Annotated in this window: 16 protein-coding genes; 6 read left to right on the top strand and 10 right to left on the bottom strand. The window is 62.9% G+C overall.

Features of this window, described 5'->3' with window-relative positions; translation table 11 throughout:
- Positions 1-116 precede the first annotated feature (116 nt).
- Positions 117-2,471, bottom strand: a complete 2,355-nt coding sequence (locus SAZ10_RS25400) for a GumC family protein (RefSeq protein ID WP_318612196.1) — start codon at positions 2,469-2,471, stop codon at positions 117-119.
- Positions 2,472-2,612: 141 nt separating this feature from the next.
- On the opposite strand from SAZ10_RS25400, the gene SAZ10_RS25395 reads away from it, so the two are divergent.
- The 4 genes from SAZ10_RS25395 to SAZ10_RS25380 all read left to right on the top strand — a co-directional run bounded on the left by SAZ10_RS25395 (position 2,613) and on the right by SAZ10_RS25380 (position 7,984).
- Positions 2,613-3,908 carry a lipopolysaccharide biosynthesis protein gene (locus SAZ10_RS25395; protein ID WP_318612195.1) on the top strand — a complete coding sequence of 432 codons (1,296 nt, stop codon included), beginning with the start codon at positions 2,613-2,615 and terminating at the stop codon, positions 3,906-3,908.
- Between the two features lie 365 nt (positions 3,909-4,273).
- Positions 4,274-6,247, top strand: coding sequence for a hypothetical protein (locus SAZ10_RS25390; RefSeq protein ID WP_318612194.1), 1,974 nt, complete (start codon positions 4,274-4,276; stop codon positions 6,245-6,247).
- 139 nt (positions 6,248-6,386) lie between these two features.
- Positions 6,387-7,343, top strand: a complete 957-nt coding sequence (locus tag SAZ10_RS25385; RefSeq protein ID WP_318612193.1) for a hypothetical protein — start codon at positions 6,387-6,389, stop codon at positions 7,341-7,343.
- Positions 7,344-7,510: 167 nt separating this feature from the next.
- Positions 7,511-7,984, top strand: coding sequence for an ion channel (locus SAZ10_RS25380; protein ID WP_318612192.1), 474 nt, complete (start codon positions 7,511-7,513; stop codon positions 7,982-7,984).
- A 69-nt stretch (positions 7,985-8,053) separates the two neighbouring features.
- Here the strand turns inward: SAZ10_RS25380 and SAZ10_RS25375 are convergent, their stop codons facing one another.
- From SAZ10_RS25375 to SAZ10_RS25335, 9 genes are all read right to left on the bottom strand, one after another.
- The gene (locus SAZ10_RS25375) at positions 8,054-9,769 is read right to left on the bottom strand and encodes a GMC family oxidoreductase (protein WP_318612191.1); all 1,716 of its coding nucleotides are present in this window, start codon (positions 9,767-9,769) and stop codon (positions 8,054-8,056) included.
- Between the two features lie 30 nt (positions 9,770-9,799).
- The gene (locus SAZ10_RS25370) at positions 9,800-10,186 is read right to left on the bottom strand and encodes a RidA family protein (protein ID WP_318612190.1); all 387 of its coding nucleotides are present in this window, start codon (positions 10,184-10,186) and stop codon (positions 9,800-9,802) included.
- Positions 10,187-10,250: 64 nt separating this feature from the next.
- Positions 10,251-11,777 (bottom strand): aldehyde dehydrogenase family protein, encoded by a 1,527-nt coding sequence (locus SAZ10_RS25365; protein ID WP_318612189.1) that lies wholly within the window; start codon positions 11,775-11,777, stop codon positions 10,251-10,253.
- Positions 11,774-12,577 (bottom strand): creatininase family protein, encoded by an 804-nt coding sequence (locus tag SAZ10_RS25360; RefSeq protein WP_318612188.1) that lies wholly within the window; start codon positions 12,575-12,577, stop codon positions 11,774-11,776. Before SAZ10_RS25360 ends, SAZ10_RS25365 begins: the two co-directional genes overlap by 4 nt.
- Positions 12,574-13,548, bottom strand: a complete 975-nt coding sequence (locus SAZ10_RS25355) for an ABC transporter permease (protein WP_318612187.1) — start codon at positions 13,546-13,548, stop codon at positions 12,574-12,576. The genes SAZ10_RS25360 and SAZ10_RS25355 overlap by 4 nt, the downstream gene beginning before the upstream one ends.
- Positions 13,545-16,067 carry an ATP-binding cassette domain-containing protein gene (locus tag SAZ10_RS25350; RefSeq protein ID WP_318612186.1) on the bottom strand — a complete coding sequence of 841 codons (2,523 nt, stop codon included), beginning with the start codon at positions 16,065-16,067 and terminating at the stop codon, positions 13,545-13,547. Before SAZ10_RS25350 ends, SAZ10_RS25355 begins: the two co-directional genes overlap by 4 nt.
- A 106-nt stretch (positions 16,068-16,173) precedes the next feature.
- Positions 16,174-17,193 (bottom strand): sugar ABC transporter substrate-binding protein, encoded by a 1,020-nt coding sequence (locus SAZ10_RS25345; protein WP_318612185.1) that lies wholly within the window; start codon positions 17,191-17,193, stop codon positions 16,174-16,176.
- Between the two features lie 159 nt (positions 17,194-17,352).
- Positions 17,353-18,291, bottom strand: coding sequence for a threonine/serine dehydratase (locus SAZ10_RS25340; RefSeq protein ID WP_318612184.1), 939 nt, complete (start codon positions 18,289-18,291; stop codon positions 17,353-17,355).
- Positions 18,281-19,372 (bottom strand): succinylglutamate desuccinylase/aspartoacylase family protein, encoded by a 1,092-nt coding sequence (locus SAZ10_RS25335; RefSeq protein ID WP_318612183.1) that lies wholly within the window; start codon positions 19,370-19,372, stop codon positions 18,281-18,283. Before SAZ10_RS25335 ends, SAZ10_RS25340 begins: the two co-directional genes overlap by 11 nt.
- A 129-nt stretch (positions 19,373-19,501) precedes the next feature.
- On the opposite strand from SAZ10_RS25335, the gene SAZ10_RS25330 reads away from it, so the two are divergent.
- Positions 19,502-20,293, top strand: a complete 792-nt coding sequence (locus tag SAZ10_RS25330; protein WP_318612182.1) for an IclR family transcriptional regulator — start codon at positions 19,502-19,504, stop codon at positions 20,291-20,293.
- Between the two features lie 271 nt (positions 20,294-20,564).
- Entirely contained in the window at positions 20,565-22,127 is a 1,563-nt protein-coding gene (locus tag SAZ10_RS25325) for a D-aminopeptidase (protein WP_318612181.1), read from the top strand.
- Positions 22,128-22,570: the final 443 nt, after the last annotated feature.

Below are 22,570 nucleotides of genomic sequence, written 5' to 3'. Positions count from 1 at the left end.
CGTCTCGTGCCGTAAACTCGAAAGAACGTGAACCGGCAGACCGGGGACAGCTGACTTCTTCCGTCTGTGCCAACTCTGAAACGCTTGCGCTTTCTGCGGTGGGCACCGCGGACAGTTTACTTTTTTCCGCTTTCGCCAGCATTGAACGGCCTGCGCCTTTCTGCGGGAAAAAGTAAGCTGTCCCTTGCACTTTCCCGGCGGCGAGCACGTTCATCGGTAAGGTCGCGGATCGCCTCCCGAAATTCACGCAGGCTCTCACGCACCTCCTCTATCGTCGACATTTGCTCGGGAGAAGATGCGGCCTGCGGCTCCAGCGCGTGCGGCTCCGGCCGTGTGGCATCATGCAGGTAGGGCTCCCGGTAAGGTGCCGTAGCAGCGGGCTGCTGATAGCCGTAAGGATCCGCCCCTGTGGGCTGCGGCTGCCACGCATGGAAGCTCGGCTGCGCGGGCTGAGCCCGTCCATGGGGACGTTGCGCATGCCCTGCGAGCGGGCTCCCAGCGACATCAATCTCGCCCGCAATCCGTGGCTCGGCCCGAATTTCGTCACGCCCGGAGCGGCCCACCATTGGGTCGGGATTGCGACTCATCCGCCCGCCTCCGTTTCCCTGCCGTGGTGTCCGCGCAGATGGGCGCTCTTGCCGTTTCTCACGCAGGCTCCAGAGAATGCCTCGGCCTGCGCCGAGCGCCACGCCAGCCATGAAGCCGAGCACGGCACCGACAATGGCGATCGAAGCACGTGACGGGCCGGTCGGATCGAGCGGCGGGTAGGCTTGCGAGACCACGCTGATATTGGCGGTGTTGATGTCGCGCTGCTCGCCGGCTTCCTTGGCGCGCAACAGGAAATTCTCATAGACCGCGCGTTTGGCAGCGACCTCGCGCTCGAGCTCCCTCAGCGTGATCATGTCGCCGTTGACATCGCCGGAACGCAACTTGAGCTGGGCGAGGCGCGCCGCGAGATCCTGCTCCTGCTGAATGGCGCGTTTCAGGTCCGTCTGGGCGGAGGCAACGATGCGCTTCAGCTCGTTGGCGATCTGCTCGCGCGCGCCCTGAAGCTGCGCCTCCATCGCGACATATTGCGGATGGCGCGGGCCGAGCCGCACAGAAAGCTGATCGGCCTGCTGTTTGATCGCCGCATATTGCGCGCGCAGCTCCGACATCACCGGAGAGGTCAGCTCCTCCGGAATGCCGCCACCGATCACGGCATCGAGCTTGATGGAGCGTGCCGACTGGGCACGGGCGTTGAGCTCGATCGTGCGGGCACGCGCAACCGAAAGCTGGTCGTTGAGCTTGACCAGCTCGTCATCGCTGATCAGCCGGCCCTGCGCACCGACCAGGTCATGCTCGGCCCGGAACTTCTCGGCTGCACGCTCAGCCTCTTCCACACCGGTCCGCAACTCGGCGAGGCGGGCGTTGAGCTCGTCGGCGGCGCGGCCGGCCGTGTCCGACTGCAGGTTGCCGGTCGTCTGAACGAAGACGTCGGCGACGGTATTGGCGATGCGGGCCGACTTCTCGGGATCCTCGGTCTTCGCGCCGATCGTCACGATGAAGGTCTTGCCGCTCCTTTCGACCGTAAGGCTTTCGGCGAGATTGCCGACGGCATGCACGCGACGCAGGTCGCCGCCACCAGCCTTGCCGGGAGCAAGCAGAGCACGCAGGCTGGCGAAGATATTGCCGACACCGCCCTGGCCCTGACCATTGAACTCCGGATCCTCATCGAGCTTCAGCTTGTCGACGACCTTGTTGAGGACAGGGCTCGAGGTGAGCACGCGAACCTGGTTCTCGACCAGTGAGAGCAACGCGTCCGAGGTGAGACCAGTCTGTGTGAGGTCGCGGTCGGAGACCTTCAGGTCGCGAGGGTCGACGAGAAGCTCGGTAGCCGCCTCGTATTTCTTCGGCGTCGAAACTGCGACCGCGACGCCGATCACCCCGCCGACGATCGTGGCGGCAAGGATCAGCGTTTTTGAGTTGGCAATGCCGCCGATGACCCGCATGGGATCGACGAGGGGCCGCCAGCGCGCATCGTCCGGCTCGCCAATCGCTGTTGCATGGTCGGTGATCTGATCGGGAGTAAATTCGGCGGGGTCGACGGGCGCCCGGTGAGGCAAGGCTTCTCGCCGCATTTCCGGGAAAATTGTCGTCGCGGATGCCTCGGGAGGCCGCTTCGTTCCCGGACGCCCGGCCGCGTCGAATTTTTCGAAAATCTGTTTCAGCGACAAGAGATAGCGCAAACCCCAGCGCGATCCGTTCGGCCTCTCAGGCTCTTGCCGGTCAACGGCAGGCTCGGGTCGGAAGCCTTCCATGGCTGCGAGCGCAGACAAGAGCGGGCTGGGCGTCGACTCGCGACGCGCGCGGGCGAGCCTATGCCGCATGGCCGCCTCGGTGCCGCCGACGCGCGCGGCAGAGGCCGGCGTCCCCATCGAGAGCATCGACCGCTTCTTCCAGTCCTTGGCGCTGCTTTCGTCGTCAGTCATGCGGCCGCGGGAATTTCGAGGAAAATCTGGGAAGTTCGGAAACCAAAATTCGTTAAGCCAAGCTAAACATCCGTGGGAAACAAATCGTTAATCGAACGCCCACACGGCGCGTTAAGCTTTGTGGCGTAAGCACGTTGGGGCATGTCCGAGATCAGCGACAGTTTCCGCCCGGTGCGGCTCGCGAGGCTGCGGGATCTTCTCGCGACCCGGCGCGGGCTGCTGAAGGACTATTTCTCGGCGATCAGCGGCTCGGCCGGCCGGCTTGTATTCTCGCTTGCCTACTTCATCGCGCTCGCCAACGCTCTTTCGATCCCGGATTTCGGCCTGTTCGCGACAGCATCGGCAGCAGGCGTCATGCTGTCGCGGCTGCTCGCCTTCGGCTTCGTTTCCTCGGTCTATCGGATCGCGGCCGTGAAGCCTCGGCTGGTCGGTATCTTCACGGCAGGGTTCCTGCTGCTCTCGCTGATATCGTTGCCGGTGCTCGCGGCTGCATCATGGATCACATTCGCCCTGTTCTTCTCAGGCACAATGGGAGCAGAGGCTTTCGCAATCGTAATCGCCGCCGAAGCGCTGCTGTGGCGGCCGACCGAGCTCGTCATCATCGTCAACAACGGCCTCGGCAGGTTCGGCCGCGCCGCGCTGCTTACGATCATAGGCACCGCAGTCCGCGCCGTTGCGGCAGTGATATTCATAGCGCTGCCCCATGCCGGGCTCATTGGCTGGAGCTGGGCCTATCTGGCGGCAAACGCATGCTCGCTCCTGATCGGCGTGTTGTTCTTCTATCCGCGGCAGCCGCTGGCGCTGAAGGCGCAGCTCTATTTCAAGCGGCTCCCCGACGCGCTCTACGTCTCCGGCGCGGAAGTGCTGTTCTACCTGCAGATGGAGCTCGACAAGCTGCTGGTGCTTTCGATCGGCGGCGCCAGGCTTGCGGGCATGTACGCCATCATTATGCGGCTCGTCGATCTCACCGCGATACCGATCCGCGTCTTTTCGATGATGCTGGTGCAGAAGATGATGCGCGCGCCCGACCTGCTGGCGCGGCTGACCATGCGGGTGGGCATAGAAGGCGCGATCCTGGCGGTGTCGACGCTGGCGCTGCTCGCCATCGGCACCCTGCTCCACTTCTTCCCGACGGCGCTCGGCAGGAATGTCGCGGAAGCCGCGCCGCTGGTCGTGCTGGCGCTGCTCGTTCCCGGATTGCGTAACCTGGTCGAATATCAGGCCGAATTGCTGTTCGGCCGCGGACAAATGCTGATCCGCGCCATGAATCTCGGCTTGCTCGCCGGCGTGAAGGCAGTGCTGCTCACCTGGCTGCTGGCCAGGGTCACCGACACAGCCGATCTGGTGCTGTCGCTCAACTGGGTGTTCGCGGCGATTTATCTTGCCTCGGCGCTGCTGACCTACAGCGCGCTCAGGCTGCCGTCGAAGTCAATCTGAACTCGTGGTTTGCGACCTGATCTTTCCGCAAGTCTGCAGCTTTTTGCTGCGCTGACCTCGGTATGGCGTGATGGCTCAGTGGTGAAAATCCGACACCCGAAGACACCGGCAGCATCAAGTGGGAAGTTCGCGTTCGCGCCGTCAATCTGAACCGGCAGGACGCGCCATGAGCGGTCGTTGGCTGCGAGCACTGCAACGTCTCGGAGCCGGCGTGAACAATCCGTCCGCTCCAAGCATTCCAAGATTTTCGCCAGATTTCCCCAAAGGGCAATATCAGCTGAATGCCGCAGTGCCTAGGCTGGAAGCAGTTCGACTGCGTTGCACGTGCCCACGCAACTTTTGTCAGAGGGTTCGAGATGACCAGAATGAGCTGGATTGGCGCTACAGCATTCGCATTTGCGGTATGTTCGCTGCCGGGGATGAGCCTTGCCGGCAACCTTGTCGGTCAGGTCCAGTTGGGCGGAAAGCCAGCTTCGGGTGTGAAGGTAACGCTGTGGCGCACTGACGGCAACAAGGTGCCTGCTCAGCTCATGGAGGCATCAACCGGCAGCACCGGTATCTTCAAGATGACGGATTTTCCGGAGACGACCGGAGATGGAATTTATTACCTGACGACACGATCGGGTCCTGGCGATGCGGTCGCCCTGCTCTCCATTCTCGGTGAGAAGACACCGCCAACGGTCGTGGTCAATGAACTGACCACGGTCGCCTCGGTATTCACCAATGCTCAGTTTATCGACGGTACCGCGCTTAGCGGCAACAAGGTGGGTCTTCGGATTGCGGCGGGCAACGTACCAAACCTCGTCGATCCCGCGACCGGAGCATGGGGCAAGGTGCTCTTGGATCCGCTCAACAGTTCCCAGACGACGACGCTTGCAAAACTGAACACCTTGGGAGATCTGATCACCGCCTTTTCGACCTCGGCCAATGATGCCTGGCGGGCCGATTTTCTGAAAGCTGCGACAGAAGACGGCGCCGCAGCGCCGACGGACACGTTGCAGGCCATGGCCGACATTGCCCGCCGGTCTTGGGTCAACACGACGGCGCTCTTCGACTTGTTCGACAAGGCCTACCCGGAGCCCAAGCCGGGCGCCCGCCGGCCAGCGCCCTTCTTGCCCTATCTTTTCGAGGCACCGCCAGACTTGGCGCTGTCGCTCTGGTTCGACGGCGGTGGCGCGCTCGCCGCGGGCAAGCTGTCGATCGATGCCGACGGCAACGTCTGGAGCGGCGTCAACTGGATGCCCGGCTCGCAGTCCGGCGTAGCCGCCAACATCGGCGGCGGTACTGCGAAGTACGCCCCCGACGGCACCGCGCTGTCGCCCGCCATCACCGGATTCACCGGCATGGGGCTCGATGGCGTCGGCTGGGGCACCGGGGTATCCAAGGACAAGGTGTGGATCGGTGGTCTCAACGGGACGATCCTCGTCATGGACCTCGATGGGAAACCCATCGGCCAGGAAAGTGAACTTCCGATGGCCGGCCAGCTCGGCGGCGTCATGGGGAGCGGCTTCGCCGAGAACGGCGACGTATGGATGGCCGACGGCACACGGAACCGACTACTGCAGTTCCCCGGCGGTCGCGTGGCCGACGGGCGCATTGTCGAGGTACCCGGTCTGAAATCCCCGTTCGGCGTCGCGATCGATAGCCAGAATCGGGTGTGGGTCAGCAACTCCCAGTCCAACACGGTCGTCCGGTTCCCCGCCGATGATCCGTCAAAGGTCGAGACGTTCACGGTCGGCGGCGGCGTCCGCGGCGTGGCACTCGATTCGAAGGGCAACCTGTGGGCGGCGAGCAACGAGTCGCCGGAATTCCCTCCGGTAAAAATCCCCGACGGCGTCCCAATCATGGTGCAGTTCGCGATCGCATTGAAGCACATGCTGACCGTGCTCGAAGAGAACCCGAAGTTGAAAACCGGAGTGGTCAACATGATCGCGCCCGACGGCACCCAAGCTGCCCCGAAAGGCTACGGTGACGGCGTCGTGAGCGTACCGTGGGGTGTCTCGATCGACGGTGCCGACAATGTCTGGTTCGGCAATTTCTGGGGCCGCGGCGTGGGCGTGATGGCCGGCGTCGATCCAAAGGGTCACGCGGCGGGAACGAAGACCGGCGATGTCATCCATATATTCCAGAGTGGCGGCATCCAGATGATTACCGATGTCGGCATCGACCCGGCCGGCAACGTTTGGGCAGCGAACAACTGGAATGACCTGGACGCGGTAGTTGCCAAGGACCCGGCCGATCCCATCTCTACCAAAGGTGGCGGACAGGGCGTCGTGGTCATCTACGGAGTCGCCGCTCCCGTGAGGACGCCCCTCATCGGTGCGGTGCGCAAGCCGTAGGCATCGGCACACCGAGCCGTTTTCCTCATCCGGATACGGCCCGGCATCATCTGCGGCACGAACGTTCTAACCTTAGCTTTCAGAGAAGAAGCTATTTAGTAGTTGCTAATTCGCAACGTCGCGCAACCAAATTGTAGCTGTGTTCCTGATGTCGTTGTTCAGACTTTTGTCGACTGCTATCTTCCGCCCTGGAAACCAACGAGCGAGGACAACGTCAGTGTGGACCCCGTTGATCCATGTGCCGGTTCTGACCGCCGCGTTACTGATTGCCATCCCGACAGCATATGCCCAGGAGGGGGATGCCTTGCGCGAGGCTGCGCAAAACCCCATCGCCGATCTCATCAGCGTGCCATTTCAGAACAACACGAACTTTGGCATTGGCGACACTGGCAATGTTCAGAATGTGCTCAACATCCAGCCGGTCTTTCCGGTTCATCTCAATGAGGATTGGAACCTGATCATCCGCCCGATCCTTCCGGTCATCTATCAGGAGCCCTTCCTCAATCCGGGGCCGGAGCTCCAGGCGCTCGAACAGACTGCGGGCAGTGATTTTGGCCGTGATATCTTCGGCTTGGGAGACCTCACCCCGGAGCTGTTTTTCTCGCCGAGCAAGCCCATACAATTGGCTCCAGATGTGGGCCTCGTCTGGGGCGTCGGGCCTGTCTTTCAATTTCCAACCGCTACGAGCGATGTGCTCGGGACGGGAAAGTGGTCGGCCGGTCCGGCGTTCGTCACCTTCCTGTCTGTCAAGCCGCTGCATATAACAACCGGCTTCCTGGCCCTTAACGTGTGGTCCTTCGCTGGCGATGGCGACCGTCCCGATGTCAATGAACTGACTTTCCAGCCGTTCCTCAATTACAACCTCTCCAAGGGCTGGTATCTGACGTCGGCCCCCCTCATGACGGCCGATTGGGAAGCGGATAGCGACAATCGCTGGACCGTTCCCCTTGGCGGAGGCATCGGACGAGTGTTCGAGATTGGCCACCAGGCCGTCAACGCACAGCTTTCGGCCTACTACAATGTCGTCAAGCCTGACCTTACCGGCGCCGACTGGCAGCTGCGCGCCGAGATGACATTCCTGTTTCCAGAGCATTGAGCGGCAGGGGCGTAACCGGTTGAGGCAGTTTCACTTGAACTGCCCACCCGCGAAGCCCGCTCACTTTTGTGATTGGCAGTCTGGCCCATTATCTCCACTCGGCTGAGGACTTACAGACCTAGATTGGTCGAATCCGTAACCGTGTAGGAAGAAGGCTGGGCACCCCAATGGACGAACTTTCCTTCCCCCATCCGGTCCTGGAGCTAATTCTCGGGACCATTGTCATGATTGTGATCATTTTCGTTCACGGCCTGGGCCTTCGCACAATCAATCAAAAATTCAGCAAAGCCTGGGTTCAGGTGAACGACGCAACGCCGCATTGGCGACTGAACGTGCTTCTCGCCTTCACCATCGCTGGCTTCGCTGCCTTGCATTTCACTGAGACGCTCCTCTGGGCCATTCCCATATATTCAATGGGACTCGTCCCATCGATGCGCGACAGCTACTATTATGTTCTTGAAAGCTACACCACGCTCGGCGAAGGCGCGGTCAGCTTGCCCGATCGATGGCGTCTGATCGGACCGATCATAGCGATGTCGGGCTTGTTCACATTCGGCTGGACGGTGAGTGTTCTCGTGAACATCATGACCGAATTTGGCAAGCTCGACAGGCTTCGGGCCAAGCGGCGGAGAAACGTCTAGCAGGCTGCCATCGAAGTCGGTCTGAGGTCGTTAGTTTGCTGCATGACCTTATCGAAAAGTCTGCGCATGCTATCGTGCAGCTTTCAGCCCATCCGCAATTTTTTCGGCCATCATGATGGTCGGAACGTTCGTGTTGGCGCAAGGGATCGTCGGCATGAGCGAAGCGTCGCCGATGAAAAGCCCATCCATGCCTCGCACTTTGCCGATGCTGTCGGTCACGGCCAGCCGGTCGCCTTCCGCGCCCATGCGGCATGTTCCCGAGGGATGCCAGACGCCACCCACGGTCTCGGCGATGTAGGCTTCCAGCTCCTGCCGGTGCGCGGCGAGGCGCACCGGGTCATTGAAATTCGACAGCATGTAAGGAAAGGCTTTCTCCCTCAGCGATCCGATCGCATCGAGACCGATTGCGCCGATGCCGGTGATCAGTGCACCCAGCCTGGTGCGCTTTGAGAACCGCTTGCCGATTTCCGACATGCCGCCGGCGTAAAGTCCGGACACCACGGACGCCAGACTCGGGTCGGAGGCAAGCGCCACGGCGCGTTCGAACGCATCGGCGAGCCGCGTCAGGTCTCGGCGGTCCGAAAGCATGCGGAAGTCCACGCGCGGCGGGCCGTCCGGGGCGGCCGGATCGAGCAGCAGCTGACCGCGCGAATAAGACTTGTTCACCCAGAAGAAGACGGAGCCGAGCTGGCGGCCGACGGGATGCCACGCCGCGCGGGTCACGAAGTTCATGTGCATGTCGCCCGAGGGGCATCCTTCGAGGCCGGACGAGAAGCGATAACCGATCGGAATATGGTAGTCCGGGACACCTCGTTGGCGCGCCGTCGGCTTCAGATGCGGCACGAGGCCGGCGGATGGGTGCTCCATGAGATTCTGCCCGACGCCGGGCAGATTGTGCAGCGCCTGGATACCGCAGTCGGCAAGGTGTGCGGCGGGGCCGAGCCCGGAGCGCATCAGGAGCGCGGGCGTGGCGAGCGCGCCGGAACACAGCAGGATGCGGGTTGCCCTCAACTCCTCCCTCGTCTCGCCCCGCAGCGCCACCACCCCGTGCGCCGTGTGGCCGGATATCAGGATGCGGGAAACCGTCGTTTCGGTGCGGATGTCGAGGTTCGGCCTGCGGCGCACTTCAGGCGTCAGGTAAGCCCACGCCGTGCTGACTCTTCGACACTGCTCATCCATATTGACGGCCATCTCGAAGATGCCGTCCTCCCATCTGCCGTTCTGGTCCGGCAGAAAGGGGATGCCGCGCGCCTCGCAGACCGCCAGCATCGCGCGGGTGAAGGGCGTCCATATCTTGTCGCCGCGGCGGCGGATCGGGAACGGGCCGTTTTTCCCGTGGAACTCGTCGTCTATGTCGAGATCGCGTTCGAGTTTCTTGAAATAGGGAAGGCAGGCTTCCCAGGACCAGCCCTCGACGCCCATCTCGCCCCATTCATCATAGTCGTGCGGCGAGCCCCTGTTGGCTCCGATGCCGTTGATGGCCGAACCGCCGCCCAGAACCCGGGCCTGCTCATATCGGCTGGCCTTGCCCTCCGACCGGTTGGAGCCGGTGTAAGGCAGGGAGGCCTTCAGCCCGGCCCAGGTATAACGCGGATTGGAATAGGCGATCCCGGGATAAGGACTGGCGAGATCGGGAAAATCTTCCGGCCTCGCTGCGTCGATCCCCGCTTCGAGCAGAATGACCCGGACAGCGGGGTCCTCGGACAGGCGCGCAGCGAGTACGCAGCCGGATGAGCCGCCGCCGACGATGATGTAATCCGCCACAATCGGCGCCCCTGCGCTCATGCCCCGATCTCCTGCCCCGGATGGTTTTTGTCAGCGTGCTTTGTAAGCGATGCAGTCGACTTCGACCTTGCAGTCGACGACCATCGGCGACTCCACGCAACAGCGGGCCGGAGGATGATCGCCGAAGAATTTCTCGAAGACGGCGTTGAAGCTCCAGAAGTCGCGCGCGTCATCGAGCCAGACGCCCACACGCACGATATCGGATGGTTCGTATCCCGCATCCTTCACGATCGTGAGCATGTTCTCGATGGCGATGCGTGCCTGTTCAACGATGCCGTGGCCAACGATCTCGCCGTCACGCATCGGCGTTTGGCCCGAGACATGGAGCCAGCCGCCGGCTTCCACCGCCTTCGCAAAGGGCAGCTTGCGCCCGCCGGATCCGCGACCTTCGCCCACGCCATGCCTCACGATCGTCATATGCATTCCTTTCGATGATGGCGACGCATGGCGACGCCGAGTTTCAGTCGTCGCTACACGTTGTTCAGCGCGTTATGTCGATGGTCATGGTCTTCAGGTCGCACATTTCCATCAGCGTGTGACGGCCGCCGGTGCGGCCAAGCCCGCTCTGGGTGCCTGCGGCGCCGCCTGCCGGGATGTGCGGCTCCCAATAGCAGCTCATCTCGTTCACGTTGACGATCCCCACGCGCAGCCGCTCGGTGAAGAAAAAGGCCTTCCTGATCGTATTCGTGAAGACGGCGGCCGAAAGCCCGTACGGGCTCGATGCGGCCAGTTCCAGTGCCTCCTCGTCGGTCTCGAATGTGAGGACGGGAGCAACCGGCCCGAACGATTCCTCCGTGTTGAGGAGGCTCTCCGGTGCCAGGCCGGTAACAACCGTCGGTTCGAAATAGAGATTGGTCGGCAGGCCGGTCGCAACCTTTCCGCCCATAACGACGTCCGCCTTGCGGGCGACGGCGTCCTCCATGTGGCTGAGCATCTTGTCGAGCGCGACGGCGTTGTTGATCGGGCCCATGGTCGTGGCGGGATCGAAGGGATCGCCCATGCGCACCTTTCCCGCTGCATTGACCAACCCTTCGACAAAGCGATCGTGGACGGACTTGTGCACCAGTATGCGCTCCGTGGCGGTGCATATCTGGCCGGCATTGCGGAAGCAGCCGGCCCCGATCTGCGCGGCCGCCATCTCGACGTCCGCATCGGGAAGAACGATGGTCGGGCCATTGCCGCCCATTTCGAGAAGCAGCGGCTTGCCCGCGCCCCGCCGCGCGATCGTCGCGCCGGTTGCCGAGCTACCGGTGAAGCCAATCGCATGCGTGCCGGGATGCACGACGGCCTCGTCGCCGACCTCCACGCCGTCGCCCAGCACCAGATTGATGACGCCGTCCGGCAGGCCGGCCTCGATCAAGCATTCCATGAGCGCGACCGCAATCAGCGATGTCGTGGGCGCCGGCACCCAGACGACGGTGTTGCCGGTCGCAACGGCCGGCCCGAGATAATACATGCAGGGAAGCCCCAGCGGGAAATTCCACGGCGTGATGATGGCGAACACGCCCTTGGGCTGGAGAAAGCTGAAGGCGCGCTTGTTGGCGTCCGCCACAGGAAAGGCTGCCGTTTCCAGCCATTTCATCTGCTCGGCTGCGTTGCGGAATCCGAGCGCTGCACCGCCCACCTCAGCCTTCGCCTCCGAATGGAACGGCTTGCCCTGCTCTAGGCACAGCAGCCGCGCGAGCTCTTCCGTCCTGCGATCGATTTCGTCGGCGATCTTCATGCAAAGCGCGGCTCGCTCGAACACCCCCATCTTGCCGAATTTGGCACGAGCCGCCTCGGCTGCTGCTACGGCGCGTCCGATGTCGGCGCGCGTGGAGAGCGCGATGTAACCCAGCGACTGGCCGGACGAGGGGCTGTCTATCTTCAGGAACTTGCCGGTCCTGCCCGCCTCCCACTCCGCTCCGATACGGTTCATGCCGATGCGCGCGCCGGCCTCCGGCTCCGTCACGATCGGCATGCCGCGCAGGTTGGGACCGTCGATCGACGATCTGAAATGAACAGTCATAGCGTACTCCTTCGGCCGTATTCGGCTTGAATCTTGAGAACGGTTTCGCGGCTCCGCTCGACGGCCGCTGCGAACAAACGGGCCCCCGCGCTCGGCGACGCCTCGGACGGGGTTCCGATCACGCCGTTCTCGCGAATGGCCTCGAACGGCCGCCACACCGTCACTGCCGGGCCCGCATAGAGGTGAGGGTCGGGCCATGAGGGAGGAGTCGTCCCCTCGGGTATGAGCGCGGTGCGAACGCGCTCGGGCAGGACGTGCATCATCAGCGATGTTTCGAGCGCGCATGCATGGCCCGTTCCGCCCGCCGCATCCGGCAGTATTTCGGCCGCGACGTCCGCGATGAGGTCGAAATAGGAAAAGCCGGCCGACACCACGCCGCGCTGTCCGAGGGTCGTGACCGCGACCTGGATCGCGGCCCTGTTGCCGCCATGCCCGTTGATGATCACCGGCAGGAACCCGTCCTCCCACAGGCAGGCGCAGAGATCGACCAGCACCGCGATGAAGGTTTGCGGGCTGAGGCTCATCGTTCCCGGAAACGCGCGATGGTGATGAGACGAGCCGTAAGCGAAAGGCTCGCACACCCTTATGCCCGGCTGGCCTTCGGCCGCGGCGAATGCGACCGCGGTGGCAAGCCAGATGTCCAGCCCCATTGGCAGATGCGGACCGTGCTGCTCCACCGCTCCGGTCGGCAGGAGCGCGACGGGGCGTGACGGCCCCGTTGACGCGAGCGCGCCGGCCTCAGGCGAGGTCATCGACGCGAAAGCGCACGCGCCGCCAGGCTCTGGCATGACGCGGCTCATCGCGCGGCCGCCACGAGGCGCGCCTTGGCATAGGCCATCGCCGAATCGGCCATCAGTGCCGCCATGATGATTGCACCCTTGTAGAGTTCGAGGCTGGACGGGTCCGTTCCGAAGATGCGAAGCGCCGTAGTAAGAAGGCTCACGATCAACGCGCCGACGACAGTCCCCCAGACCGTTCCACGCCCGCCGAAGATGCTTGTGCCGCCGAGCACCGCCGCCGCGATCGCGTCGAGCAGCAGCGGGGTGCCGCCGATATTGGGCGTGACGACCGGAACGCGGCTGATCATGATGAAGGCGGTCAGGAAGACGAAAAGGCCGGAGGCCGCATAGACAAGAATGGTCTGCCGCTTGACGGGAATCCCGGCAAGTTCGGCCGCAGCTGGATCCGATCCCAACGCATAGGTCCTGAGGCCGAAGCGAGTACGACGCATCAGTACTCCGGCCGCGATCGCGATCAGTGCCGTCGCGAAGATCACGTTGGGCGCGCCGAACGAGCGCTCGACACCGATAAGGCGCAGCCACGGCTCCTTCAGCATCAGGACGCCCTTGGAGGCCACGGCGAGCGTCGCTCCCTGCAACGCCACCATTGTCGCAAGCGTCGTTACGAAGGGCGGAATTTTGAGAAGCGCGATGACGGCTCCGTTTGCCATGCCGATGAGCAGCATCACGGCAAGCCCGATCGCGAGCGCTCCGGACAGGCCCGTGCCGGCGTCGATGAGACTGGCGACGAGAACCGCGCAAAATGCGACGCCGACGCCTGCCGAAAGATCGATGCCACCCGTCAACAGCACAATGAGCGCGCCGAGTGCCAGCACGGCGATGGGCGTGGCCTGTGACACGATGTTGAGAAGGCTCTGCGTCGACACCACCCGTGGATCGACAAGTGCGAAGACGGCCGTCAGGACTGCGAGCAGAATGAGCGGCGACAGCGCGAGGACATGTTGTAGAAGCCGGTTACGTGCGGCGGTCATGACACTGCGGCTCCCACGGTTGAGGGTTTCCGGCGCTCAGCGAAGGCGAGCGCCATCACGTCGTGCTCGCTCGCCCCACGTTGCAATTCCCCGACCGTATGGCCCGCCTGCATGACGACGATGCGGTCGGCCACGCCGAGCACTTCAGGTAGCTCGCTGGAGACCATGAGGATTGCTGCGCCCTGCTGCTTCAGCCGCGCGATCAGGTGATGCAGTTCAGACTTGGCTCCGACATCGACGCCGCGCGTCGGCTCATCGAGCAGGATCACCTTTGGCTTCGTCGCAAGCCATTTGCCGATGACCACCTTCTGCTGGTTGCCGCCCGAAAGCTGGATCGTCATCTTTTCTGGTTGCGCCGGACGCACGCCGAGCGAACCGATCAACTCGCGCGCCAGCGAAGCGATCCGGCGCGGGGACAGGATGCCGAGGCGGTTATTGCCGCGGATCCAGGCAAGCGAAAGATTGTCCCGGATGGACATCGTGCCGACGAAACCTTCAAGGTGCCGGTCTTCCGGGATGTAGACGATGCCGGCGCGGTTGGCCGCTTTGATGTCGCCTCCCGCCTGGCGCTCGCCGAATATCCTGATCTCCCCGCTCTCGGGCTTCTCCAGCCCGGCGATCAGCCGCAACACCTCGGATCTTCCGCTGCCCATCAGGCCGGCTAGCGCGACGATCTCGCCGGTGCGGACCGAAAGCGACGCGGATTTCAATAGCTTGCCGTTGGCGATGGCTTCCACCTCGATCGCCTTCTCGCCGGCCTCGGCCTCGAGATAGGGGAAGATGTCGCCGACATCCCGACCGACCATCATGGAAACGATTTCGGCTTCGGTCGTTTCGGCGATACGGCGATCGCCGACGAACTTCCCGTCCCGCAGCACGACCACGCGATCGCACTGGTTGAAGATTTCCTCCATCTTGTGTGAGATGTAGAGAATGGCCGCGCCCCGCGCCTTCAACTTCTCCATCAAACCGTAGAGTTGGTCGCGCTCACGGTTTGAGAGCGCGCTCGTCGGCTCGTCCATTACCATAAACCAGGCGTCGGCGAGCACGGCGCGAGCGATCTCGACCATCTGCTGCCTTCCGACCGAGAGCGTCCGAACTTCGGCGTCGACATCGATGTCGAGTGACAGCTCATCCATGATCGCTTGCGCTTCGCGGCGCATCCGGCTCCGGTCGAGGAAGCCGAAGGCGTTGCGCGGCTCACGCCCGACGAAGAGGTTCTCGGTAACGGTCAGGTCGGGCGACAGGCTGAAGTGCTGGTGGATGACGCTGATGCCCTTCGCATCGTTTGGAGATTGAAAGTCGACGGCCTCTCCATCGATGATGATCCGCCCTTCGTCGGGACGATAGACACCGGAGATGCACTTGACGAGCGTGGATTTTCCGGCGCCGTTTTCACCAGCAAGCGCGACCACCTCGCCGGAAGAGACGGTGAATGAAACGCCGTCGAGAGCCTTCACGCCTGGAAACACCTTGCCGATCCCGGAAAGGGTTATGCTGTGAGCGGCGGAAACGGCTGCCGCGGCCTCGGGGGCTGCGACCGCCGGAGCTTTCGGGCGCATCGATTTGAGCAGGGCGGCCACGCTCTCCGGCTGGCTTGCAAGTACCGCGACCAGGATCAGGGCGCCGGTGACGTAGTAGATATAGATTTGCGGCACCTGGAGGAAGGAAAGGCCCGTGTTGATCACGCCGAGGAGGATGGCGCCGATTGCCGTTCCCCATATCGAGCCCTGTCCGCCAGAAAGCTTTGTGCCGCCGACGATTGCCGCGGTGATGGCAGTGAATTCGAGTCCGGTTCCGGCAAGCGGCTGGGCGGAGCCGAGGCGGCCGATGGTCAGGATCGCGCCAAGACCGGCGGTTGCGCCGACGATCAGATAGACGGATATGCGCACGAGGCTTACCGGCACCAGGGAAGCGCGGGCGGCTTCCGCATTGCCGCCGACGGCGTAGACCCAGCGGCCGTAGACGGTGCGCTGGAGAACAAACCACCACAGGCCCAGCACGATCGCAGCGATGATGACCGAGACCGGGAGAAGGCCAAAGGTCTCGCGCCCCGCATAGAGGATGACAGGGTCAGAGATCGCGATGCTCGACGCACTCGACAGACTGAGCGAAAGGCCACGCCCGAACGCCATGGTCGCAAGCGTCACGATGAAAGGCGAAATCCCGGCAAGGCCTATCAGCAGGCCGTTCAGGAGCCCGATGGCACCTCCGCTTACTATGGCTGTGGCAACCGTCGCTGCGGCCGAACCGGTGGCGGTATAGACGAGGCCAGCGGCAACCCCGGCGAAGGCCAGCGTGCTGCCGACGGAAATGTCTATGCCGCGCGCTATGATGACGGCGGTCATGGCAAAGGCGACAAGCGCAATGACGGCGCTCTGCTGCGCGATGCTGACGAAATTGCTCGCGGTCAGGAAGCGCGGGTCGACGAAGCTGAAGATCGCGACCGCAACGGCAAGCACGATGATCAGCACGAATTCATTGCGTCGCAGAAGGTCGGACATCGGGACGCGGGCCATTGTGTCATCCCCTAAAACACGGAAAGCCGTCGGCCGGGGTGGCCGCCTGCTTTGGCAGGCCGAAGAGCCACCGGCGCGCCTGCTGCGCCGGTGGCCTCGACACCTGTTACTTGCCGACCGTCATCGCGGAAGCCGGGACTTTGGGGCCGAGCTGCTCGGTGTAGTTCTTGGCTTCAATCGCCTGCTTTTCGGTATTGATGTAGTCGAACTTCAGGCCGCCGGCCTTCAGCTTCTCGGCCGTGGCGTCCGAGGTGACGAAGTAGGTCGGCATGTAGAGGTCCTTCGGCAGCTCCTCGCCCTTCGCGAGTCGGGCGGCAACCGCGATGTTCCAGTAGCCGACGCGATAGGCGCCGGTCAGGACGTCCATGACCATCTTGCCGCTGTCGATCAGTTCTTTCATTTCGGCGTCGCCGTCATATCCGCCGTAGATCAGCTCCGAGCCCATCGAGGTCGCGACCGAATCCGCCGCCAGACAGAGGCTGTCGGAGATGCAGGCGATGGCCTTCAGGTCCGGATAGGTGGTGAGCCAGGTCTGCGCCGCGTTGGTCGCCTTGGAGGCATCCCAGCCGGTAGGCTCCGTGCCGACAATCTTGATATCGGGGAACTCCTTGGTGATCGTATCGACGAAGCCCTTCTCGCGCGTGTCGGAAACGAAATTGCCGCGCGAACCGACCAGCAGGGCGATCTCGCCCTTGCCGCCCAGCGACGTGCCAATGGCGCGGGCCACCATCGACATGTTGTCATAGTCGGGGTAGAGCGTGGAGTAGTTGCCGTCGGCTTCCACCTTGTTGCCCATCGTAATGACCGGAATGCCCGCGTTTATGGCCTTCTTGATCACCGGGACCACCGCGTTTTTGTCGAGCGGGTCGATAAGAATCGCGCTGACACCCTGGTTTATGAAATTCTCGATGATGCCGACCTGCTTCTCGACACTGCCTTCGGCGCTCTGCCAGGTGGACTTCACCCCATAGTCGGAAGCGGCGACGTCGCCGGCTTCCTTCATGCGCACGAAGAAGGAATTCTGCAGATCGATGGCGGCAAGGCCCAGCACCTTCTCCTGAGCGATCGACGGAGTCGCGACCGCAAGAGCGATCACGGCGAGGGAAGCTTTCAGAACGGTTTTCATGCTTGGTTCTCCTCTAAACACAGCCAGTTTGGTCCGTGGCGGACCTTCGTTCGCCTCTTCTCATAGTCACCGGCTGGATTTTGCCGGCATTGCGGCCAGCCCTTTCGGTGACATTTCCTCCGGCGTCGGCGAGCACCGGCATTCTCTCGGCTGCCCTCCTCAGACAGCCAATCCGTCGACCCCGGCGCCGCACACCAGGCCGGCGATCCGCTCGCCCGGCCTGGGGACGACGGCGCCGGCCATCAGTGCGGCAAGCGAGGCAGCACCGCTCAGATCGGCGGCGATACCAAACTCGAACCACAGAAGCTCTGCCGCCTTCCGCATCGCCTCGTCCTCGATCAGAACGATCTCATCGACGTGCCTGCGGGCGACTTCGTAGATGCTTTCATCCGTGCGGCCGCATGCCATGGTCGCGACGCGCGTCGTGACCTCAGTCAGACGGACCACGCCGCCCGCAGCGAAACAGGCATGCAAGGTGGGCGAGCCGACGGGTTCGACCCCGACGATCCGGGCCTTTGGATTGACCGTCTTGATCACCTGCGACATGCCGGCGATCAGCCCGCCTCCGCCGATCGCCACGATGTAGAGGTCCGCTTCCGGAACCTGCTCCAGCATCTCGATGGCGACCGTCCCCTGTCCCGAGACGATGGCTTGGTCGGCAAAAGGGTGCATGTAGAAGGCGCCCTTTTCGGACGCATAGGCGGTCGCCGCCTCATGCGCCTCGTCCCAGACAGACCCGGCGAAGCGGACCTCCGCACCCCATTTGCGAAGCTTCTCGGCCTTGATCGGGCTGGCGTTGGTCGGAAGGAAGATGGTGGCAGGAACGCCCGACTGGCGCGCCACGTAGGCGCTGGCGAGCCCATGGTTCCCGCCCGACGCGGCGACGAGGCCATGCGCGATCCGCTCTGCAGCGAGCGACTTGACGCGATTAACGGCCCCGCGAATCTTGAAGGAACCGCTGACCTGAAGGCATTCGAGCTTCAGGTGGACCGGATTGCGCAACTCAAAGCCGGCGCAATGATCGAGTGTCAGAACCGGCGTCCTGCGCACGAAAGGCGCGATTCGCTCGGCCGCCGCCTTGATGTCCTCATAGCTCATCGGCAACCGCCTCGTGGGCCAGCGCTTCTGGATATTCGTTCGCGAGGACGAAGCAGCAATTGCCGGGCCGAACACGACCGGGCTGGCGCTTGGCGAAAACGACGCCATCGATCGGATGGCGGAGCACCACCGGCTCGCGGGCCGGCGAGCGGAGAAAATGGATGCGGCCTGCCACATCGCCCTTTCGAACGACGCTTCCGAGTTCGGTGATGGGTTCGAACACGCCATCATCATCGGCAAGAAGATAAGCGTCGCTGCCGGGCACCTTGAGCACGCGCGCGTTCGCGCCGGCCGGTATGTCGGGATCGCCGGCCAGCACGCCGGCGTGCTTCAGCACGTTGCGGATACCGCGCCGGCAGATCGCAAGTGCCTCCTGGCTGACGAGGCCGCCGCCGGCCATCTCGCTGCCGATCACGACAAGGCCCTGATGATTGGCTGATGAAGTCGACGTGCGCGTCTCGCCCAGATTGTCCACCATCACCACTGTCGGTGCTCCGAATGCGAGCGTGGCGGCGATATTGCGGCGATGGCCGTCCGTCGTCGGCGACGGCTCTATGATCGCACTCGGCAGGATCATGAGCGACGATCCTCCCGAATGAAGGTCGAGAAAGTAATCGGCCATCGGAAAAAGGACGTCGTGGAGATAGGCAGCGATCTGCTCAGTCAGCGTGCCGTTGAAGTCGCCCGGGAAGCTGCGATTGAAGTTGAGCCCATCGACGGGCGAGGTTCGCGTGCCTGCTTCCACCGCACGAACGTTGATTGCCGGCACGGCGATGATGCGGCCTGAAACCTCCTGCGGGTCGATATCGCGCAGAAGCTCGCCAAGCGCGATCGGCCCCTCATACTCGTCGCCGTGATTGCCGGCTTCGATCAGCACGGTCGGGCCCGACCCGTTCTTGATCACTGCCAAGGGAACCTGAACGGCTCCCCAGGCATCGTCGTGCGGGGACTGTGGCACGCAGAAATAGCCGATCTGCTTTCCCGGTCGATCGAAATCGACCGACGTAAAAATGCTGTTGCGGCGCGGCGTGATCGCACTGCGCCCCAAAACTTCAGACCCGACAACCTGCAAGTTCGTCATGCCACTCACGCTGTTTCAGCTTGTTGGGTCGATCATGACGGTTTTATATATGGTGTCAAGTTTGAATATGAAACTGCTGGAACCTGCGAATTCGCTTCTCTATGGTCGTGCGGCGACGGGGATTGATTCATGAGCGGCAAGGAAAACGAAAACGGAAAGCCCTCCTATTCGGCACCCGCCCTCACCAAAGGCCTCGAGGTACTCGAGCTGCTGGCGGGTGCGCGTTCCGCCCTGACGATGAAGGAAATCGCGGACGGGCTTGGCCGTTCGAAGAACGAGATTTTTCGAATGCTCGTTGCGCTGCAAGAGCGCGGGTATCTGGAACGCGATCCCGAAACCGATGCATTCTCGCTGACGGACAAGCTCTTCAAGCTCGGCCTTCACACGCCGTCCGCGCAGGACCTCGTCACCGCCGCAATGCCGGAACTCTACGCAGTCGCCGAGGAAAGCGGGCAATCGCCGCACCTCGTCGTCATCAATCACGGCCTGACAGTGGTAACCGCGGCGGTACCCGGCGGCGATGACATGTCCTTCACACTCAAGCTTGGCTACGGCAGGCTGGCGACCGACTCGACATCCGGGCAGGTCATATTGGCATTCCAGCCGCCATCGGCCGCTGACAAGATTATCCGTGAGTGCGAAAAGACGTCAGATACGCCGATCGACCGCACTGCCCTCGAAGCGCAGCTGGGCATGATCCGCTCGCGCGGCTACGAACTGCGGGAGAGCCGCGACTTCGTCGGCATCACCGACATCTGCTGCCCGATCTTCGGCATGGACGGCAAAACCATCGCGTCGATCATCATCGCCTATGTCAACCGCCATACCCGCGAGAGCCGCCACGAGGCGACATTGAGCATCCTGCGGGCGGCCTGCAGTCGCATTTCCGGCAAGCTCTCGCCGCATCTGCGGCGCCAGTAGCCCCGCACCAAGCCCTTCCTTTCCGAAGTCAAAGCCCTTGCCGACGCCTGCGCGGATACGCGCCTGTTCTGTTGCGTAATCCGCCCGGGTTCAACGATCCCGCAACCGCCCCGCTGGTGGCTCTCGGATCGCACGAGGTGATCGTCGGCCGTGGCACGGCCATCGTCCCGAACCCTCGTCCTGAAATCTCTCCGCGACGAAAATTGACTTCCGCCGCGAGGCATCGTCAAAACCGGTTCGATTCATAACAACAGCGTCTGGAGTACCTGAATTGACGAGCAAGATTGATCCTTCATCCTTGGACCGGGCGTTGCGTGCCCTGCCTGAAAAGTTCAAGGGTCCGGGTGGAGTCGCTGGTGTCATGGAGAACGGCGAGGTTCTGGCTCGGCAGGCATGGGGATATTCCGACATGGCAAGCGGGCAGGCCATGACGACGGCCACGCGGATGCCGATCTGCTCCATCAGCAAGCAATTCACCTGTGGCGTTCTTTTGGACCTGGTGGGCGATCCTGCCCGTCTCGATGACAAACTCCCCGATTTTCTGCCCCGCCTCGAGGGCCGGCTGCCGCGTGTCGCCGATCTCTGCAACATGCAGTCAGGCCTGCGCGACTACTGGGCGCTGACGGTCGTGCAGGGTGCGCATCCCGAGGGCGTATTCCGCCGTGAAGACGCCAAGCCGCTTCTGGCCCGCATGCGTACAACCCATTTCGAGCCAGGCAGTAGCTATTCCTACTCCAACGGCAATTTCCGCATCCTGTCGGATCTGCTGGAAGACCATGCCGGCCGCTCGCTTGCCGAGCTTTATGCCGGTCGGCTGTTCGGGCCCGCCGGCATGGAGACAGCGCTTTTGACCGCTGACACCAGCAAGCCCCTGGATGGCGTGACGGGCTACGAAGGCAACCACCAGGTGGGTTTTTTCCCCGCCACAAACCGCGTCTACTGGACGGGCGACGCGGGGATATCGGCGTCGCTGGACGACATGATGGCATGGGAGCGCTACATAGACGCCACGCGTGACGACGCGGGCGGCCTCTATCGGCGACTAGCACAGCCGCAGACGTTCAGCGACGGGGCTCCCGCCCGCTATGGCTACGGATTGTCGCATGAGTTGGTCGACGGCGTCGCCGTGACCGGTCACGGCGGGGCGTTGCGCGGCTTTCGCCTGCAGCGCATGCATGCAGCGTCGAGACGGCTGTCGGTGGTCGTGCTGCTCAACCATGAGGCTGATGCGCATGAGGCGGCACGCATGCTGCTGCGCGCCGCCCTTGGCCACGACGAGCCGCCAGCCTCTGCAGCCCCCGCCGACCCGACCTGGAACGGACGCTATCTGGACCGGGCCAACGGCCTTCTGCTTACCATCGAAGCGGGCGCCGGAGCGCTTGATGCACACTACGCCACGTCTTCCGAGCGGCTGCTCCTCCAGGCGAAGGACATTGCCGGTTCGCCCTCGATGACCTTGGCACGCGACGGAGACGCGATCCGGTTAAACCGCCCCGGCGAAAACCTCAGCGCGACGGCCGTCCGCGTCGTGGGCGAAGCCTCCTTAGGGTTGGAAGGACAGTATTTTTCCGACGAGTTGGAAGCTTCGCTGGAGATCGGGATGGCCGGAACCGCCTTGTTCGGACGCTTTGAAGGCCTGCTTGGCCGTGGCCCCATGCACGCCGTCTACCCGGTGGGGCGTGATGTCTTCGTTCTATCCTGCCAACGATCAATGGATGCTCCGGCCCCGGGGGATTGGACCATACAGGTCGAGCGGGACGTGGCTGGAAAGGTTCGCGGCCTTGTCGCCGGGTGCTGGCTGGCCCGCAAAATCGTCTACAAGAAGGTGGCTTGAAGGCTCTCGTGCGGCTCATAGCGCTCTAGCTGAATGAGCCGCGCTGTTATCGCGGCCGGCCGGAAAGGTCAGAGGATGCCCCAGGGAGACAATGATAGGTGTCCGCTGCGGTGCCATCAGCGTTCATTGCTGAGACGGCGAAATAGCATGAGCTCTCAAACTGACCCATTCCAGTCGGCCGAACGACTGCTGCGCGCCGGCATCTCGGTCATAGAGCCGACCTTTGTCTCTGCCCAAGCAGACATCCCGCGCAACTAAGCTGGAGGTCATGGTCGCGTCACATATCCTGACCTCTGTTCTGCGGTGTTATTAGGTCGTCGGCCGTGAAGAATTGCCAAGTCGCTGATTTGCAGTGGGAATTTGGGGCAGTCGAAGCTGCCGATTTTGCCGGAAAATAAGTCTTCGGCTGGGGATTCCTTGCAAAATGGATTTGTGATTCCGTT

Origin of the sequence: Mesorhizobium sp. BAC0120 (genome assembly GCF_033542235.1) — a bacterium.
Lineage (GTDB): Bacteria > Pseudomonadota > Alphaproteobacteria > Rhizobiales > Rhizobiaceae > JAWRCU01.
This window is presented reverse-complemented; position numbering and strand designations above follow the sequence as displayed.

Coding starts and splice junctions, on each gene's coding strand:
- SAZ10_RS25400 (WP_318612196.1), bottom strand. CDS start 2,471: ATGACTGACGACGAAAGCAGCGCCAAGGACTGGAAGAAGCGGTCGATG.
- SAZ10_RS25360 (WP_318612188.1), bottom strand. CDS start 12,577: ATGAGCCGCGTCATGCCAGAGCCTGGCGGCGCGTGCGCTTTCGCGTCG.
- SAZ10_RS25335 (WP_318612183.1), bottom strand. CDS start 19,372: ATGACGAACTTGCAGGTTGTCGGGTCTGAAGTTTTGGGGCGCAGTGCG.
- SAZ10_RS25355 (WP_318612187.1), bottom strand. CDS start 13,548: ATGACCGCCGCACGTAACCGGCTTCTACAACATGTCCTCGCGCTGTCG.
- SAZ10_RS25390 (WP_318612194.1), top strand. CDS start 4,274: ATGAGCTGGATTGGCGCTACAGCATTCGCATTTGCGGTATGTTCGCTG.
- SAZ10_RS25380 (WP_318612192.1), top strand. CDS start 7,511: ATGGACGAACTTTCCTTCCCCCATCCGGTCCTGGAGCTAATTCTCGGG.
- SAZ10_RS25345 (WP_318612185.1), bottom strand. CDS start 17,193: ATGAAAACCGTTCTGAAAGCTTCCCTCGCCGTGATCGCTCTTGCGGTC.
- SAZ10_RS25340 (WP_318612184.1), bottom strand. CDS start 18,291: ATGAGCTATGAGGACATCAAGGCGGCGGCCGAGCGAATCGCGCCTTTC.
- SAZ10_RS25370 (WP_318612190.1), bottom strand. CDS start 10,186: ATGACGATCGTGAGGCATGGCGTGGGCGAAGGTCGCGGATCCGGCGGG.
- SAZ10_RS25375 (WP_318612191.1), bottom strand. CDS start 9,769: ATGAGCGCAGGGGCGCCGATTGTGGCGGATTACATCATCGTCGGCGGC.
- SAZ10_RS25350 (WP_318612186.1), bottom strand. CDS start 16,067: ATGGCCCGCGTCCCGATGTCCGACCTTCTGCGACGCAATGAATTCGTG.
- SAZ10_RS25365 (WP_318612189.1), bottom strand. CDS start 11,777: ATGACTGTTCATTTCAGATCGTCGATCGACGGTCCCAACCTGCGCGGC.
- SAZ10_RS25330 (WP_318612182.1), top strand. CDS start 19,502: ATGAGCGGCAAGGAAAACGAAAACGGAAAGCCCTCCTATTCGGCACCC.
- SAZ10_RS25395 (WP_318612195.1), top strand. CDS start 2,613: ATGTCCGAGATCAGCGACAGTTTCCGCCCGGTGCGGCTCGCGAGGCTG.